At 52.0% G+C, this 16,753-nt stretch carries 14 protein-coding genes; 6 read left to right on the top strand and 8 right to left on the bottom strand.

The window, feature by feature from the left end; translation table 11 throughout:
* Window positions 1-27: 27 nt before the first annotated feature.
* The 6 genes from AB4875_RS00675 to pilG form a co-directional block, all read right to left on the bottom strand.
* Window positions 28-489: a chemotaxis protein CheW gene (locus tag AB4875_RS00675; protein ID WP_368374103.1), complete on the bottom strand. Its 462-nt coding sequence runs from the start codon at window positions 487-489 to the stop codon at window positions 28-30.
* Window positions 486-5,861, bottom strand: a complete 5,376-nt coding sequence (locus AB4875_RS00680; protein WP_368374104.1) for an Hpt domain-containing protein — start codon at window positions 5,859-5,861, stop codon at window positions 486-488. The genes AB4875_RS00675 and AB4875_RS00680 overlap by 4 nt, the downstream gene beginning before the upstream one ends.
* Window positions 5,862-5,982: 121 nt before the next feature.
* The gene (locus AB4875_RS00685) at window positions 5,983-8,016 is read right to left on the bottom strand and encodes a methyl-accepting chemotaxis protein (RefSeq protein WP_368374105.1); all 2,034 of its coding nucleotides are present in this window, start codon (window positions 8,014-8,016) and stop codon (window positions 5,983-5,985) included.
* Between the two features lie 50 nt (window positions 8,017-8,066).
* Complete coding sequence (locus AB4875_RS00690) at window positions 8,067-8,606, bottom strand: chemotaxis protein CheW (RefSeq protein WP_368374106.1); 540 nt, start codon at window positions 8,604-8,606, stop codon at window positions 8,067-8,069.
* A 19-nt stretch (window positions 8,607-8,625) separates the two neighbouring features.
* A complete protein-coding gene (pilH, locus tag AB4875_RS00695) occupies window positions 8,626-8,988 on the bottom strand; it encodes a twitching motility response regulator PilH (RefSeq protein ID WP_368374107.1) in 363 nt (120 codons plus the stop codon).
* A 103-nt stretch (window positions 8,989-9,091) separates the two neighbouring features.
* Entirely contained in the window at window positions 9,092-9,484 is a 393-nt protein-coding gene (gene pilG, locus AB4875_RS00700) for a twitching motility response regulator PilG (protein WP_368374108.1), read from the bottom strand.
* Between the two features lie 241 nt (window positions 9,485-9,725).
* Here pilG and gshB point away from each other — a divergent pair, with 241 nt between their 5' ends.
* The 4 genes from gshB to ruvX are packed head-to-tail and all read left to right on the top strand — an operon-like array spanning window position 9,726 to window position 12,631.
* Window positions 9,726-10,694 carry a glutathione synthase gene (gene gshB / locus AB4875_RS00705; protein ID WP_368374109.1) on the top strand — a complete coding sequence of 323 codons (969 nt, stop codon included), beginning with the start codon at window positions 9,726-9,728 and terminating at the stop codon, window positions 10,692-10,694.
* On the top strand, window positions 10,691-11,575 hold the full coding sequence (locus AB4875_RS00710) for an energy transducer TonB (protein WP_368374110.1): 885 nt from the start codon (window positions 10,691-10,693) through the stop codon (window positions 11,573-11,575). The genes gshB and AB4875_RS00710 overlap by 4 nt, the downstream gene beginning before the upstream one ends.
* 28 nt (window positions 11,576-11,603) lie before the next feature.
* On the top strand, window positions 11,604-12,206 hold the full coding sequence (locus AB4875_RS00715; RefSeq protein WP_368374111.1) for a YqgE/AlgH family protein: 603 nt from the start codon (window positions 11,604-11,606) through the stop codon (window positions 12,204-12,206).
* A gap of 5 nt (window positions 12,207-12,211) precedes the next feature.
* Complete coding sequence (gene ruvX, locus AB4875_RS00720) at window positions 12,212-12,631, top strand: Holliday junction resolvase RuvX (RefSeq protein WP_368374112.1); 420 nt, start codon at window positions 12,212-12,214, stop codon at window positions 12,629-12,631.
* Window positions 12,632-12,657: 26 nt separating this feature from the next.
* Here ruvX and AB4875_RS00725 read toward each other — a convergent pair whose 3' ends face one another.
* Both AB4875_RS00725 and AB4875_RS00730 read right to left on the bottom strand, forming a co-directional pair.
* Complete coding sequence (locus tag AB4875_RS00725) at window positions 12,658-13,812, bottom strand: PilT/PilU family type 4a pilus ATPase (protein ID WP_368374113.1); 1,155 nt, start codon at window positions 13,810-13,812, stop codon at window positions 12,658-12,660.
* Window positions 13,813-13,851: 39 nt separating this feature from the next.
* The gene (locus AB4875_RS00730; protein WP_368374114.1) at window positions 13,852-14,886 is read right to left on the bottom strand and encodes a type IV pilus twitching motility protein PilT; all 1,035 of its coding nucleotides are present in this window, start codon (window positions 14,884-14,886) and stop codon (window positions 13,852-13,854) included.
* Window positions 14,887-15,102: 216 nt separating this feature from the next.
* Between AB4875_RS00730 and AB4875_RS00735 the strand changes: the two genes are divergently transcribed.
* Both AB4875_RS00735 and proC read left to right on the top strand, forming a co-directional pair.
* A complete protein-coding gene (locus AB4875_RS00735) occupies window positions 15,103-15,810 on the top strand; it encodes a YggS family pyridoxal phosphate-dependent enzyme (protein WP_368374115.1) in 708 nt (235 codons plus the stop codon).
* A 121-nt stretch (window positions 15,811-15,931) separates the two neighbouring features.
* Window positions 15,932-16,750 (top strand): pyrroline-5-carboxylate reductase, encoded by an 819-nt coding sequence (gene proC / locus AB4875_RS00740; RefSeq protein WP_368377036.1) that lies wholly within the window; start codon window positions 15,932-15,934, stop codon window positions 16,748-16,750.
* Window positions 16,751-16,753: the final 3 nt, after the last annotated feature.

Below are 16,753 nucleotides of genomic sequence, written 5' to 3' on the forward strand. Positions count from 1 at the left end.
TCCAAGCGCTTTACTATTAGAAGCCAACTACAATACGGCGATAATTTCTTCTTCAAACCTGTCCCAATCAGGAATCATTAGTTTTAAATCTACCGCTCTAACCTGGCTGTGAATCAGTGGGTTAGCCTCGGTCTCCATAGGCACAATATCACTGTCGCGCAAGCGCACAAGACGCGGCACCGCGCTTAAAGCCAAGGCAAAAAATGGCATCTTTTGCCTGTCAGTAATTCCGTGCAAAATCGCCATTTGGCGCAGCGCCAAACCTTCTGGTAAGTGGCCATCCAAAAGACCTTCAAAACTAACAACCGGAATCTCCTGCTCGCGCCACACCATATAGCCCAGTAAAAAGGGTGACGACACCGCTGAGTTCAGCTGCCCAGCTAATACCACTTCTGCCACTGCGGCATTGGGAACCAATAGGCCACGGCTCACTAAAGGCAATACAATATTTGCTAATACTGAAGACGGCGCTTCTGCCACTGTATTCATGCATCCACCAAATTAGAGGTCACGTCATCAATCGCCTTTAATAATTGTATCTCCTGATAGGGTTTACCGAGGAAATTATGCACACCCAGCGCAAACGCCCGCTGTCTATGTTTTTGACCAGTACGAGAGCTAATCATAATAATGGGGATATCTTTGGTCCTCGGGTTGCTGCGCAATCTGCTCGCTACTTCGAAGCCATCCATACGTGGCATTTCGATGTCCAGCAGAATCACATCCGGCAAGCGCGTGCTGTCTTGCAACTGATTCACCGCATCGAGTCCGTCGCGCGCGAGTGCAACCTCCATATGCTGACGAGCAAGTAGCCGCGAGGTCACCTTTCTCACTGTCACCGAATCATCGACCACCAACACTAAGCGGCTGTGTTTTCTGGCGACAACGGATTGCGAGAGCGGCGTGCTACCCGCCAAACGTCTGGCAACATCGGCGCGAATGCTCGCCAACATATCCAAAATAACCACAACACTGCCATCGCCCAATACCGTCGCACCCGACAAGCCCGGCACCGCAGCAAATTGTGGTCCTAATGTTTTTACTACAACTTCACGCGAGCCCAGCAAGGAGTCTACTTGGATCGCCGTAGGAGGCTCCGCGTTCCGGATCAATAATACCGGCCGCGACTCCAGCTGCCCCTCAAGATTGGGTACCCGTCCCGCATCGAGTAAATTACCCATATAGCGTAATTTATACTGCTGCCCTGCGTATTCGAAATCTGGCCCCCCCTCTTGATAATACACGTCTAGCTCGTAGGGACTGACCCGCACAATACCCTCAATATTGTTCAGGGGTACTGCAAATATTTCACCGCCCACACTCACCATCAATGCGCGGTTTACCGACACCGTAAAGGGCAGTCTAATTTCAAAGCGCGAGCCACGGCCGAGCTCTGTTTTAATCTCAATCGCACCGCCCAGCTGCTTGATCTCGCTGCGCACCACATCCATGCCAACACCGCGCCCGGAGATTTGAGTAACATTCTTTGCGGTACTAAAACCGCCATCAAATATATATTCTAATAACTGCCGTTCGCTAAGCTCAGCATCAACCGTTACTAGCCCCATTTCTTCCGCTCGACGGCGCACGGCCTGCAAATCAATACCGCCGCCATCGTCGCTGATAATAATGACAACATCGCCGCCCTGGCGGTCAAACCGCATATTAATTTCGCCAACCGCAGGCTTGCCCGCCGCCTCGCGTATTTCCGCCGATTCAATACCGTGATCTATGGCATTGCGAAGCATATGCTCTAGGGCGGGGATAATCCGCTCCAACACCCGTCGATCCATCTCACCTTCGGCATTATAGACATTGAACTCAACTTGCTTATTCAGCTCACTGCCAATCTGTCTAACACCGCGCCGCAGCCGCGGCACCATCCGCGAGAAGTAGACCAACTGCGAGCGCATCAAGCCTTCTTGTAATTCAGTATTCACTCGCGACTGCTGAACCAACAGCGTCTCCATGTCGCGACTTTTCTCCAACAAGGTGCCGCGCAAATCGACCAAATCAGACGCAGACTCTAATAGGGATCGCGACAACTGCTGCAATTGCGAATAGCGGTCAAATTCCAGCGGATCGAAACCGTCGGCGCCTTCACTTTCAACTTGTTCTTGACGGAAAATAATTTGTGCTTCGGTTTCTATGTCCATGCGCCGCACTTGGCCTTGCAAGCGCTCGACGGTAATTTCCATTTCTTCCAGAGAGAAATTGATTTCACTCACCTGCTCCTCAACCCGGCCGCGAGCGATAGACGTTTCACCAGCAAGATTAATCAACCGCTCAAGTAGAGGTGATGGCACCTTAATCATTTCTTGGGGCGCGACTCGCGCCATCGACGACGCCAGCGAAGCATCTTCACGCGGCGCCGCAGCGCTTGGCGTTAGCGGTGCTAAGGCTTGATCCGAGCTTAAGACCTCGGTAGAACTTTCTGTGCGCTCTGCAAGCTTATCTATAGCAGCATCACTGCTGCCAACCGGATTGACGGCGGGCATCACAAAGGTCGGATCATCTATTGCCGCAATGGAATTGACGAGTTGATCCTGAAACTGCTGAACCTGATTAAAGAATACTTCACCGCCGGTATCGCGATGGGCAACTGCGGTCGAAATAGCGGTTTCAAAATTATGACTAAGGTCGCCCACCGCCATCAGGCCCGACAGGCGAGCCCCCCCTTTTAAGGTATGCAGATAACGTTGAATATTGTCGAGATGAAGCAATTCCTCACGCTCGCTAGACCATTGATGGATAGATTCATCGAGACCTTCTAGTAAGTCTGCGGCCTCTTCTAAAAATATTTCTAGTATTTCAAGATCAATACCGTCATCAAGCGGCTGCAACTCCGCGGCAGACGTATCAGCGCCCACTGCATTCTCGTCATTGCTACTGCTTATACCCGCCGACTGATCACTCTCAACACGGTCATTCTCAGCCAAGCCAACAGCGCTATCTTCACCGTCTATAGCACTACTATCTTCAGCAACGGCGACACTAAGATCGACGTTGCGAAGGCGATCAATCAAGTCGGTATTCTCTAGCACTGTTTGTTCGGCAGCTAACTGATTCAAATAATCCATCAGCTGCTCTAATGCCTCGTTAACCAAGACCGTATACTGGCCTGGTAGAGGGTCCTGCGCATGGCTGAGGAAAACCTGCAGAGCCTGGGCAAGTTCGGCCACCGGCTCACAGTTAATATCTTCGGCTCGCTGAGCAAATACGCCCATAATTTGAGCGTGCTCAACCAAGGTAGCGGCGCCAATATTGGTATCATCACTGAGAAGATCCAACAGGCCCGAAATGCTGTCGCTGTGATTTGCTAAGAACGAATCCAGTGCCCCCGGTGCCAATTCACCACGCGCGGCGCGATCAACTGCGAACTCGGCTTCATGAATAAGCTGGAGAGATAAAGCATTAATGGAAGACAGCAGGGTAGCAGGGGTATGCAGCGACGACACCGGAGTGTCAGCCAACTGTTTAACCATAAGTCGAACTTGGCGCACCACATCGGAGATCAAGGCAACTAAATTCTCCCCCGCAGCAACCCGCATCGAACGCAGCTCTTTTACCAAGCCCTCCAGCGGCGTAATGATGTTCGCGACTGGCCATACCTCAGCCATTTTTGACGAGCCCTTGAGGGTGTGCAAGGCGCGCTGCACTTCATCATTTAATTGCGCCGGGTAACTGTCTACCGACTCAACATAGGCTTCCAATACCCGCAAATGGGTATCTGCCTCACCCATAAAAATTGCCGTCAAACCATCTTCGTCGGCACTAGAACCAAGATTTGATTGTGGAATTTGCTCCTGCGCCAAGGCCCCCGCAAACGTCATCAAGCCATCGACCGAGGACGCAGGCAACTCTCGCCCCGCAGCGAGCTCTGACACCATATCAGGCAGCAAAGCAGTGACATTCTCAATTAATTGCAGACGGGCATCGTCCATCACAAAGTGGCTATCCACCACCTTATTTAGCATAGCTTCAACTGACCACGCGAGCTCGCCAATTTGCATCGCCCCAACCATCCGGCCACTGCCCTTGAGGGTGTGAAAAGCCCGGCGCACCACCGCTAGGTAATCCTCAGAATCAAGACGCTCCTGCCAGATTGGCAAGGTCTCATTCAGCAGCGCCAAGACGTCTTGAGATTCCTCAAGAAAGACATCAATAATTTCTGGGTCTAAGTCGACCTTGGCACCGATATCAACAGGCTCAGGGACGGTGGAATTAGCGACCTTACTCGGCCAGTGCAATATATTCGCATCTTGCGCACCGCCGCGCAGCGGATAACCCAAGCGAGCCACACAGGCTTCCGCACCAGCTAACAAAGCCTCGTCATCATATTTGCGGCCATGACTGCTGCGTTCGAGATAATAATCTACTGATGTTAGTGCGTCGGCTAAGGCATCAAGGCTTTGCCAATCGGGCACTAGCTGCTGGGCTATAATATCGTTGGCAAGGTAGTCGGCGCAGTGTTCCAAAATCGCTGCCGGCACAGCAAACCCCACCGGCGCCAACTGCGCGGCTAAGCCCCGCAATTGCTGCGGAACGTCCTGTAGATGTGCGCTCTGCCACTGCTCGGATACATAGGCAATAACCGCCTCTTGGGCATCAAATAACACCGAGCGACTTTGCGCTATCACCCGCGCCACACTCGCTTCTACCTCAGCTTCACTGCTGAGCAAAGCGTCTGGACGCGAAGAATCCGCCATCTCTGCAAGCCGCTCGGCCAAGCGCTGCAACGATGTCGCGACCGCCTGCATCTGCTGGCCAGCCAAACCCTGTGTTACCTGTTCAATAATCGCCTTTAGAGGATACAGCGACTCGACCCAACCCAGCACTGCCAAGGCATCCCCAACATTGGCGCAGCGACTAAGCAGTTGTTCATTGTCGGTCACAGCCCTTGAGGCTAGCCGCAATTCAGCAACCACCGCTTGGCGCGCCAAGTCAGCAAATTCACTGTGATTCGCGACACTATCAAATACCGTCGCCAAACCGTGTTTTTCGCGCTGATCGCTAATGTAGCGTGACGACGACGGACTACTCGCGATGTAAAACAAGATATCTTTTAACAGTGGCAAGGCAACCGCGTTTCGCGCTCCCGCCTGACCATGCTTAACCAGCGCCTGTAACTCGACACCCAAACGACTGAGTAAATTACGCACAGCAAAATGGTTGGCGATTGACTCGTTGAGCAGGCCTTCTAATAACGCAAGTGCCGACAACCACAGCACTTGCTGAGCTTGACCAGTGCAGAGCTTGGCTGCGCGTCCCGACACCTTGCCGAGATACACCAAATTTTGTTTATCATCATCGCGCAGCAAATATGCCTGAAACGCGATTTGATACATCTTGAGCAACTTGCCAGCCAGCTCATTAAACGTCTCTGGTGCTAAACTCGATACCTCCCCAGCGCTGTCTGGAGTCAAATTTATTTGGGGATTAAACAATACCGACGAGGATAGTAAGGGCTGGTCGTTGGCTGCCCGAAGGTCGTTAAATATCATTATTAGCGACGCCGGTAATTCGTTCTTACTATCGCCAACGCGTCGCAGATACGCCGGCAATTCGTCGGCACAGGTCTGCACGGCCTCAAGCACATTGCGCTCCCGTCCGTCCCCGTACGAAGCGGCGCTGACAGCGGCAATACTGCGCTCCATTTCATCAACTAACAGGGCGGCGCCACTAAACTCAATCATTCGCAAGCTGCCCTGCACCTGATGCAAGAGCATACCTGCCCGGTTTAACGACATCGGGTGAGCATTGTGAAGGTAATCGTCTATCAGCGGCACACACTGAGCTAGGGCGTCGGATATTTCTCCGGCGACCCAGTCAAGCGCAATATAGTCTCGGCGATCAGTCATATGATTGGACTCTACATTCCCTTCTCATCGCGATGTCCGCAACGCCGCCAAACCCCGCAATGGCTGCGCCCTTCAAATAGGGCCGCAGAGTTACTGGCTCGATGACGCGATAACCTGGCAATCAGCCCTGCTGTTTGGGCAGGGTGAAACCTGCCACAGAACTGCGCAAATCGTTAGTCATTTCCGCCAAAGCACCAATAGATCGAGCTGTCTCTGTAGAACCGGCTGACGTTTGCGAGGTGATTTTCTGAATGACCTGCATCGTTGAAGATATTTGCCCCGCAGAGACGGCCTGATCGGCAGCGGCACTGGAGATATTTTGAATCAGCGCCGCCAATTCCTGCGAAACCGTTTCGATTTCGGTCAATGCAGTACCTGCATCCTGAGCTAGACGGGCCCCGCGCACCACTTCAGAGGTGGTCTGTTCCATCGATATAACCGCCTCATTGGTGTCTGATTGAATCGTTTTTACCAGAGCCTCAATCTGCTTGGTCGCACCCGATGAACGCTCTGCTAGGCGCTGAACCTCATCGGCAACCACCGCGAAACCACGACCGGCATCACCCGCCATCGATGCCTGGATCGCCGCGTTCAAGGCCAAGATATTAGTTTGGTCGGCAATGTCATTAATCAGCGAAACAATATCGCCAATCTCCTGCGAAGATTCACCCAAGCGCTTGATCCGCTTGGACGTTTCCTGAATCTGCTCACGGATATTGTCCATGCCTTTAATGGTGTTCTGCACCACCTCAGACCCCGTATTAGCGATCGTCACCGAGCGCTCTGCTACCGCCGCCGAATCGCGAGCATTAGACGATACCCTATCGATAGTTTGAGCCATCTCTGAAATGGCCGCGGATGCCCCTGCAATTTCTTTTGCCTGACTTTCCGACGCTTCTGCCAGAGTTAAGGCCGTTGACTGCGAACTCTGCGCCGCAGACGACACCTCTACCGCGGTTTCGTTAATCTGCGATACCAATACCCGCAATTGGTCAATCGTGTAGTTAATCGAATCGGCAATCGCCCCGGTGAAATCTTCGGTCACTGTTGCCGACGTGGTGAGATCGCCATCGGCAAGATCCGCCAATTCGTCGAGTAAACGCAAAATCGCGGACTGGTTTCTTTCATTGGCATCGGCGGTTTCACCCAAACGCATCTGGGTATTGCGTATTGACTGCCACGCCAATGCAGCTAGACCAATTAATATCACGGCGACAAAAATCAAAGCGCTGGCAAAAGACAGCGGGCGCTTCTCAGGTAACTTGCTAATTGCCGACGACAAACTGCTGGTCACTTGGGTGATTTCAGGAACCCTTTTAGCAATCAAAATAGCAGCTTGCGATGAATTTAAGAGCTCAGGCGAAACCTCAAAGATACTTTCCATTGAGCCACTCAATTGCTGAAAAGAAGCGGCAATCGCTCTCAAAATTTCAGGCGCCTTGCCCGTGCTTACCCGCTCGACCCCAATGGCGCTGTTTCCCGTGAGCATGCCATTTAACACTGTCGCAAATTCGCTAGCATCAATAGTGAATCGCTCTGCAGCCAAGGTGGCAGCTTCGCCGCCCCCAATCATGCGATCCACATGGCGACCGATACGCTCGGCCAACCAAGACTGACGCTGAGCCATGGCAACCTGTTTAGCAGAAGCGCCACTTTTCAATAATATTTCGACAACCCGATTGTTGTTTTGCTGCAGCTCAGGGAGCTTTTGATTAAGGCTTTCGGCAACCTGATACAAGAAAACAATACGCTCACTATTGCTGGTAATCGTATTCGCGGCGCTGTCTACCTGAGCCCACAAAACATTTAAGCGATCAATATCCGAGCCCAGCATGTCCGCCGGTGATGGCAGCCCCTTGCTTCCGTCTACTAATTTACTGCGCGCCTGTTCAAAATTTCGCTGCGCTCGCGCCAATGCATCAAAACTATCTTGATCGCCTAAGGCGGCCTCTCTGGAGGTATTCGATATTTGCTGCGCGTAAAGGCGCATTTCACTGGCCAGCTCCAAATAGCGCTGGTCATAATCGGCATCGCGCAAAATAATAAAGGTATTTAAACCGGCGCCAATAAAACCCGCCAATATAATTACAACGAGAACGCTCACTACACGGCTGGTTCGCAAACGTGCGAGGGCGCCTTGATTACCTGCTTTCATTTACCCGAACTCCCGGAACTCTTATTTAGGTATTGGTTTAAATTCCGGGCTTATGCTGCCACGGTATAAAAATTATTATCTTCAATTAATCGCTCAGGACGAAATACCACCCAGTACCGCTGGTCTTGTTGGTATCCGCCCTGAATATAGTTCGCCATAGCGGCAACATCCAGGCCACCATCAAGCCGAAACGTGTCCACATTAAAGTGCTGCATACCAAACACGTCATCCACAATAAGACCGAGGTAGATCTCACCTTTCTCAATAACCAGCACCCGTCGCTGGCTTTGCTCTGGCGCTGCCTGCTCACCAAGAAAAGCGCTTAAATCCACCAGTGGCAGCAAGCGCCCACGCACATTGGCCACGCCCCTCACCCAGGGCTTAACACCCGGCAGACGAGTGGCAGCAGGTTCAGTTAACACTTCGGCAATATCATCCATTGCTGTTACACAATACTGCCCGCCGATACGAAAGCCGACACCATTCCACACAATCGCGCGATTATCACGAGCACTTGGCAACACCGTAAACCCCGAACGGCATCTAGCGGCGAGGCTTTGCAAATACTCAAAGGACGAGATCTTAGACATAACTCACTCAATTCCGCGACTAGTTAAGTACGGCGTCAATGGCCTTGAGCAGGCCCTTACTATCAACCGGCTTCGTTAAATAGCCCTTGGCACCTTGGCGCTGCCCCCACAGACGATCGGTTTCCTGATCTTTGGTGGTAACAATAATAACTGGGATACCGCTGGTGTCGGGGTCACGACTAAGCTGCCGTGTTGCTTGAAAACCATTCAAGCCAGGCATAACAATGTCCATCAAAACTACATCCGGCATCTTCTGTTTTGCAATATCTAGACCTAGCTCACCACTTTCGGCCGTTAAAACGTCATAGCCATTTTTACTCAGAATCTGAGAAATTTTAAAAATCTCAGTCGGTGAGTCATCAACAATAAGAACCAGTGGCATTTATCTTCCTCATTCAAAGTACCGCAGCCGCGGCACACGGCAGAGCCTTAAACCGATCTCCACGACCGATTCTGCAATTTATTCAAGTGGGTAAATACGCGAATTAAACGTTTGTAAGCTGCACATGATTCTGAATTGCTTCAAGCAACTCACCCTTGCTGAATGGCTTAGTCAAATACTGGTCTGAGCCAACAATACGGCCTTTCGCTTTATCGAACAAACCATCTTTACTGGACAGCATAATGACTGGCGTCGATTTGAATTCAGTATTATTTTTAATCAAGGCGCAGGTTTGATAACCGTCAAGCCGCGGCATCATAATGTCGACAAAAATGATGTCGGGCTTAGTATCGGCAATCTTTGCCAAGGCGTCAAAGCCATCCACCGCCGTGACGACGTTGCAGCCTTCTTTCGCCAATAGGGTTTCCGTAGTGCGACGAATTGTTTTGCTATCGTCGATAACCATTACTTTTAGATCGGAATAATTAACTGCCATAGGAGCTGATGACCTTAAGAAGCTTATAATGATGCGCCAACAATCCGATGTCTCTTCGCAGTGTGTTGGTTTTTTACCACGTAAAGACCGCTGACACCATCATCTAGTCATATCAGTAAAGCAAAATTGCTGGAATAGGCAAACTTTGGCGGTTTTTGCGGTATTCTATCAGCGGTAATTATTAAGCCTACCTGGCTATATAATATGACCTATTTACACCGTTTTAGACACAGGTAACAAAATGACTATTCGCCTTGGCGTAGTGATGGATCCCATCGAGCACGTCGCTTACAAGAAAGATTCGACCCTAGCCATGCTCTGGGCAGCTGCAGACCGCGACTGGGAACTTAGCTATATGACGCTCGCCGATCTGCATGTGACGGGGGGTAAGGCGCGGGCCTCAGTGAAAGCGCTGAAGGTGTTTAAAGATCCCGAGCACTTTTATGAGCTCGGCGACAGTATTGATATCGACCTGGGCGATCTCGACGTTATTTTAATGCGCAAGGATCCTCCTTTCGACAATGAGTTTCTCTACGCAACGCATATTCTTGAATTAGCTGAAACCCAGGGTGCCTGGGTCGTTAACAAACCCCGCAGCCTGCGTGACTGCAACGAGAAGCTGTTTGCACTGCAGTTTCCGCAGTGCGGCCCAACACACCTCGTCAGTCGCGACCAAGCCCGATTGCGGGCCTTTCACGCCGAGCACGGCGACGTCATCATGAAGCCCTTAGACGGCATGGGCGGCAGCTCCATATTCCGACTAAAACACGATGACCCCAATGTGGGCGTTATCTTAGAAACCCTCACCAACCACGGCCAAATCAACATCATGGCACAGGTGTATTTACCCGAGATTCGCGACGGCGACAAACGTATCTTACTGATCGACGGCGAGCCGGTGCCATATTGCCTGGCCCGCGTACCCGCAAAAGGTGAAACCCGCGGCAATCTCGCTGCCGGCGGCACCGGCCGAGCACAGGCACTCAGCGACGATGATCGTCGTATCGCGGCAGCAGTGGGCCCCATCGCCAGGGAAAAAGGCCTGTTGTTTGTGGGCTTGGACGTTATCGGCGATTCCCTTACCGAGATTAACGTGACCAGCCCAACCTGCATTCGCGAGATTGACACCCAATTTGGAACCGACATTGGTGGTCAGTTAATGGATTGCATCGCCGACAAACTCGCCAACGCGAAGCACCGCGGTCAATGACGGCATCGGCGACCCCGCTCATTGAAGACCAAGCTCCACCCGAAAGGCTGGGGTTTATCGTAGCGGTCGCCACTGCCATGCATCTCGCGGTCATTTTGGGCATCACTTTTGTGCCGCCAGACCCGCGCATAAAAATACCCAGCCTAGAAATTACCTTAGCGCAGTACCAAAGCAACAAGGCCCCAGACAAAGCCGACTATCTAGCCCAGTATGATCAGCTTGGCAGCGGCACTCTGGCAGATAAGGCCGAGCTCAGCACGACCACTGAAAGCGCCTTCCACGACAACACCCTGCCGGATGAAGAAGCGCTTAAAATCGCCAAATCCGTTCTAGAACAAAACAGCTCGTCACTGCTTAGCACCACCGCCGCGTCTGCGCACAGCACTAATACCAAGCAAACTCGTATGCTACACCAGCAACAGCAATGGAATGGCAGCGATAGCAGCAACCAACTCAGCGACAATATTTCTGCCTTAGAGGCGCAGCTGGAGAAATACCAGCAAAATTATGCACGTATGCCGCGACCGAAATTTATTACTTCAGTGGCCACCAAAGGCTCGCCAGACGCCCTGTATTTAAACCGCTGGGAAAAGCGAGTCGAAACCGTAGGCAATGCCAATTATCCCGAAGAAGCCCGCCAACAGGGCATTGAGGGGGAGCTACGACTGCTGCTTATGCTGATGCCCGATGGCCGTATAGACGAGGTGCGAATACTCAGTAGCTCTGGCAGCGCCATACTAGACCGCGCCGCACATCGCATTGTGCGCTTAGCTGCGCCTTATGAGGCAATTCCCAGCGACGTACTAGATGGCAAAAATCGCCTCGGCATCGTTCGTACCTGGCGCTTTGAACGCCAGTCACTCAAAACTAATCAAGGTTGAATTCGGCCCTATTATCAGCAAGCGCCTTGTGTTTGCGGTAATTTCGCCGATACTTACCAGCATGACAAATACTGCGTTCGTATCATTTAAAAATCACTTTCTGATCGCACTTCCTGCGCTCAAAGACGGGATTTTTACCCATAGCATTACCTACCTCTGCGAACATGACGAGCACGGCGCCATGGGTATTATTATCAATCATCCATTAAACATGGATGTCGATGAGATACTTGAACAACTGGAGCTCGACGGCTGTAGCTATGACCACCAACAACCGGTATATGCCGGCGGCCCCATTCACACCGACCGCGGTTTTGTATTGCACCGTCGCGACGGCAAACAGTGGGAGTCCAGTATTGACGTCACTGACACCGTTACTCTTACCACCTCGCTAGACATTTTGGATGCGATCGCCCGCAATTGCGGCCCCAGTCAAAGTATCATCGCATTGGGCTATGCGGGCTGGGACGCGGGTCAACTTGAAGAGGAGCTACAGGACAACATCTGGCTTACGGTCGCCGCCAGCGATCATGTTATATTTGAAGTGGAAGCTGAAAAGCGCGTCGACGCCGCCCTCGCCAGTCTTGGCATCGATTTCTCCCAAATCTCCCCCCACAGTGGTCACGCATAATACCGATGAACGATAAACCCCAGACCCTGCTCAGCTTTGACTTTGGCCTGCGCTGGATCGGCTGCGCCATTGGCCAAACATTAACCGGCACTGCGAGCCCCCAGGCGTCGCTACAAGCCAAAGACGGCATTCCCCGCTGGGAAGACATCGATAAACTACTGGCAACCTGGAAGCCAGATGCCGTAGTGGTGGGGCTGCCCTTGAATATGGACGGCAGCGTATCGGAGATGTCATTGCGAGCGCGCAAATTTGGCAACCGCATTCATGGCCGCTTTGGCATTGCCGTGCATTTTGCAGATGAACGCCTAAGCAGCTTTGAAGCCCGCGGCGACATCATTGAGGACACCGGTTCCCGCGACTTCAAAAATCAATCCGTCGACAGCCGCAGCGCCGCCATCATTCTCGAAAGCTGGATGCGCGAATAAGATTCACACTTCGCAACCGACCTAAATTAGCGACGATATCCTCCCGAACCTGGCTTGCCCTTAGTCTCTTCTTGCATGGTCAAGCCACCCGCCATTTTCTGGGTATGCTCGGGGTTATTATCTGCCCCCAACTTAATCAGCAAGCGCAAATCATTGGCAGAATCGGCGTGTGCGATAGCATCTTCGTAGGTGATTTCGCTATCCACGTACAAATCGTATAGCGCTTGATCGAAGGTCTGCATACCCTGCTGACTCGATTGCCGCATCAGGTCTTTTAGACCCGCCACATCACCTTTGCGAATTAAGTCTGAGGCCAGCGGCGTATTCAGCAAAATCTCTACGCAGGCGCGGCGCCCCTGACCATCGCGGGTTGGAATTAGCTGTTGCGCCACCATCGCCTTGAGATTTAACGACAAGTCCATCCACAGCTGCGGATGCCGGTCAGCGGGGAAAAAGTGCAGAATACGGTCGAGAGCCTGGTTGGCGTTGTTCGCGTGCAGGGTACACAAACACAAATGCCCGGTTTCAGCGAAGGTAATCGCCTGCTCCATTGCCTCCCGGGTGCGGACCTCGCCAATCATAATGACGTCAGGCGCCTGCCGGAGCATATTCTTTAATGCTACTTCAAAAGACTCGGTATCAATGCCAACCTCGCGCTGAGTAACTATACAGCCGCGGTGCTGATGCACGAATTCGATCGGGTCCTCTACGGTAATAATATGACCGCGTGAATTTTCATTGCGATGACCAATCATCGCCGCCAAGGACGTCGATTTACCGGTACCGGTGGCGCCAACAAAAATAATCAGCCCTCGCCGAGTCATCGCCAGCTCTTTCACCTGCTCCGGCAAGCCCAATTCATCGGTTGTCGGAATATTGGTTTCAATCCGCCGCAGCACCATGCCGACCAAATTGCGCTGGTAAAATGCGCTTACCCGAAAGCGACCAATTCCCCTAGCACTGATGGCGAAATTGCACTCTTTGTCGCGCACAAACTCGCGCCGCTGCTGCTCATTCATTACCCCAAATACCACTTCACGGGTTTGCTCCGGGCTCAAAGCATTACTGCTCATCGGCGCCATCTGACCATTAATCTTGATCGACGGGGCCACCCCGGCGGAAATAAACAAATCCGAGGCACCTTTTTCTTGCATAACACGCAATAGTTTTTCAATTTCCAAGGTGTTTCTCCCTAGCGCAAACTAGCAATGTCAGGCGCATCAGAAATTCTCAGGAAAACGGGCTTTAAGACGGGCCGCATCGCGGTTTATCAGACGTTTTTGCAATAGCGTTTTCAAACATTGATCCATGGTTTGCATACCCAAGGCAGCACCAGACTGGATTGCAGAATACATTTGCGCCACCTTGTCTTCCCGAATCAAATTACGGATAGCCGGGGTCCCTATCATGATCTCGTGCGCCGCAATCCGGCCACCCTCCGGCTTTTTCAGCAGCGTTTGTGAAATAACACCCTGTAGCGATTCCGACAACATGGAGCGCACCATCGATTTTTCATCACCGGGGAATACGTCCACCACCCGGTCAATGGTTTTTGCTGCTGATGTCGTGTGCAAAGTACCAAACACTAAGTGCCCGGTTTCCGCTGCCGTTAATGCCAGCCTAATAGTTTCTAAATCCCGCAACTCACCCACCAGAATAATATCGGGGTCTTCACGCAGCGCCGAGCGCAATGCTTCATTAAAGCCGTGAGTATCACGGTGGACTTCACGCTGATTTAGCAGGCACTTTTTAGACTCGTGAACAAATTCTATGGGGTCTTCAATGGTGAGAATATGCTCAAACTTATTGTCGTTAATAAAATCAATCATCGCCGCAAGCGTGGTTGACTTGCCCGACCCAGTAGGCCCCGTCACCAAGACCAAGCCGCGCGGCAGCATAGAAATATCTCTAAACACCTGCCCCATGCCAAGGTCTTCCAAGGACAAAACCTTAGAGGGAATAGTACGGAATACCGCACCGGCGCCGCGATTGTGGTTAAAGGCGTTAACCCGAAAACGCGCTACTCCCGGCACTTCAAAGGAGAAGTCAGTTTCTAAAAACTCTTCGTAATCGCGGCGCTGGCGGTCATTCATGATTTCATAAATCAAACTATGCACTTCGCGATGTTCCAAGGGCGGCAAATTAATGCGGCGCACATCGCCATCTACCCGAATCATGGGCGGCAAGCCCGCAGACAAATGTAAATCTGAGGCATTTTGTTTGGCGCTAAAGGCCAGTAATTCTGTGATATCCATGAAAATCCTCAAAGGCATCAAAGCGTCGGTGGGCAAAACCCCGACTAAAAACCAACTTCACACCAAAATAAGCAGTAGATATAGCCAATGGCGCATTTAACAAGCCGAATTAATGTCGACTCAAAACTGTATAACGCGCCGTCACTGCCGTACAGCACAAAGTTTTATTTTAAGAGCCTGCAGCAGACCAGAGCTCCATCAGGCATAATCTTAACCATGAGCAATCAAACCAACATACTAGCCAATATAGCAGCTATTCAGGCGCGGATAGATGCTGCCTGCCAACTTTATCAACGTGATACACCACCAACCCTGATGGCAGTCACCAAAACCCGCAATGCGGCAGAAATCACTGCCGCCATCGACGCGGGTATCACCGACATCGGCGAAAACTACCTTCAAGAAGCCCTTAGCAAACAAGCGGAGTTGTCGACCCAACCCGAGTACTGGCATTTTATCGGCCCCATTCAGACCAATAAAACCCGCGCCATCGCCAGCCATTTCGACTGGGTACACAGCGTCGACCGCGCCAAAATCATCACCCGTCTCAACGACCAGCGACCCAATGAGCTACCACCATTGAATATTTGCCTGCAAATTAACATTAATGATGAAAGCAGCAAGGCAGGTGCGACTATCGACGATATTCCCGCCCTTGCCGAGTTGGTAAACAGCCAAGCCCGCTTGAGGCTGCGAGGCTTGATGGCTATTCCCGCGAATACCAGTGACATCCAACAACAGCGACGTAATTTCGCTGCCCTGCGTGGCATTTTGACGTCCCTGCAAAAACAATTTCCCAGCGCAGCCATAGACACCCTGTCTATGGGTATGTCCGGAGATATGGAATCTGCCATAGCCGAAGGCGCAACTATCGTCAGGATTGGCAGTGATATTTTCGGCCCTAGACCAACACCAAAGCCATGATAGGACGCTTGCCGACTGCCAGTATCAAAACGGGACTGATATACTGCCCGCGGATTTTACAGCCCGCGCTTCATTTACGAGGCGGCGGGTATAGAGTAAACGGGGACATAAAGTGGAAGAGATGAAAATTGGCTTCATTGGCGGCGGAAATATGGCCTCCAGCATCATCGGTGGCTTAGTTGCCAGCGGTGTGAGCGCGTCAAATATCTGGGCCAGCGATCCCAATGCCGACAGTTTAGCCAAGCTCAGAGAGGTCGCAGCGGTTCATACCGGCAGCGATAACAACGCCCTTATATCCCAAGTAAACGTGGTGATTCTGGCGGTGAAGCCCCAGCTTATGAAAGTGGTTGCGCTCGACATTGCCGCCGCAGTCCAAACACACCAGCCACTAATCATCACCATTGCAGCTGGTGTTGCCAGCGCCAGCCTCGCGACATGGCTGGGAGGCAGCCCTGCCATTGTCCGCTGTATGCCGAACACCCCCGCACTGGTTCGCAGCGGCGCTACCGGCTTATACGCCAACGACCAAGTCAGCGCAGCGCAGCGCCGGCAAGCAAGCACCATTTTAGAAGCGGTGGGCTTGGCATTATGGGTAGATAATGAAGCCCAACTCGACGCCGTCACCGCCGTATCAGGCAGTGGTCCGGCATATTTCTTTTTGGTGATGGAAGCCATGCAAGCCGCCGGTCGAGATATGGGCCTAAGCGCCGAAATAGCCCAACAGCTCACCCTGCAAACCGCATTGGGCGCAGCCAAGATGGCAGTAGCCAGCGATGTCGACGTCGGCGAATTGCGCCGTCGGGTAACATCGCCCAAGGGCACCACTGAACGCGCTATTAACATTTTAGAAGACGGCGGCCTACGCCAACTATTTGCACACGCACTCGAAGGGGCCCGCGTCCGCGCCGAAGAACTCGCTATTGAACTCGAAGGAGAATAAGCC

It is taken from the genome of Zhongshania sp. R06B22, assembly GCF_040892595.1.
GTDB lineage: Bacteria > Pseudomonadota > Gammaproteobacteria > Pseudomonadales > Spongiibacteraceae > Spongiibacter > Spongiibacter arctica.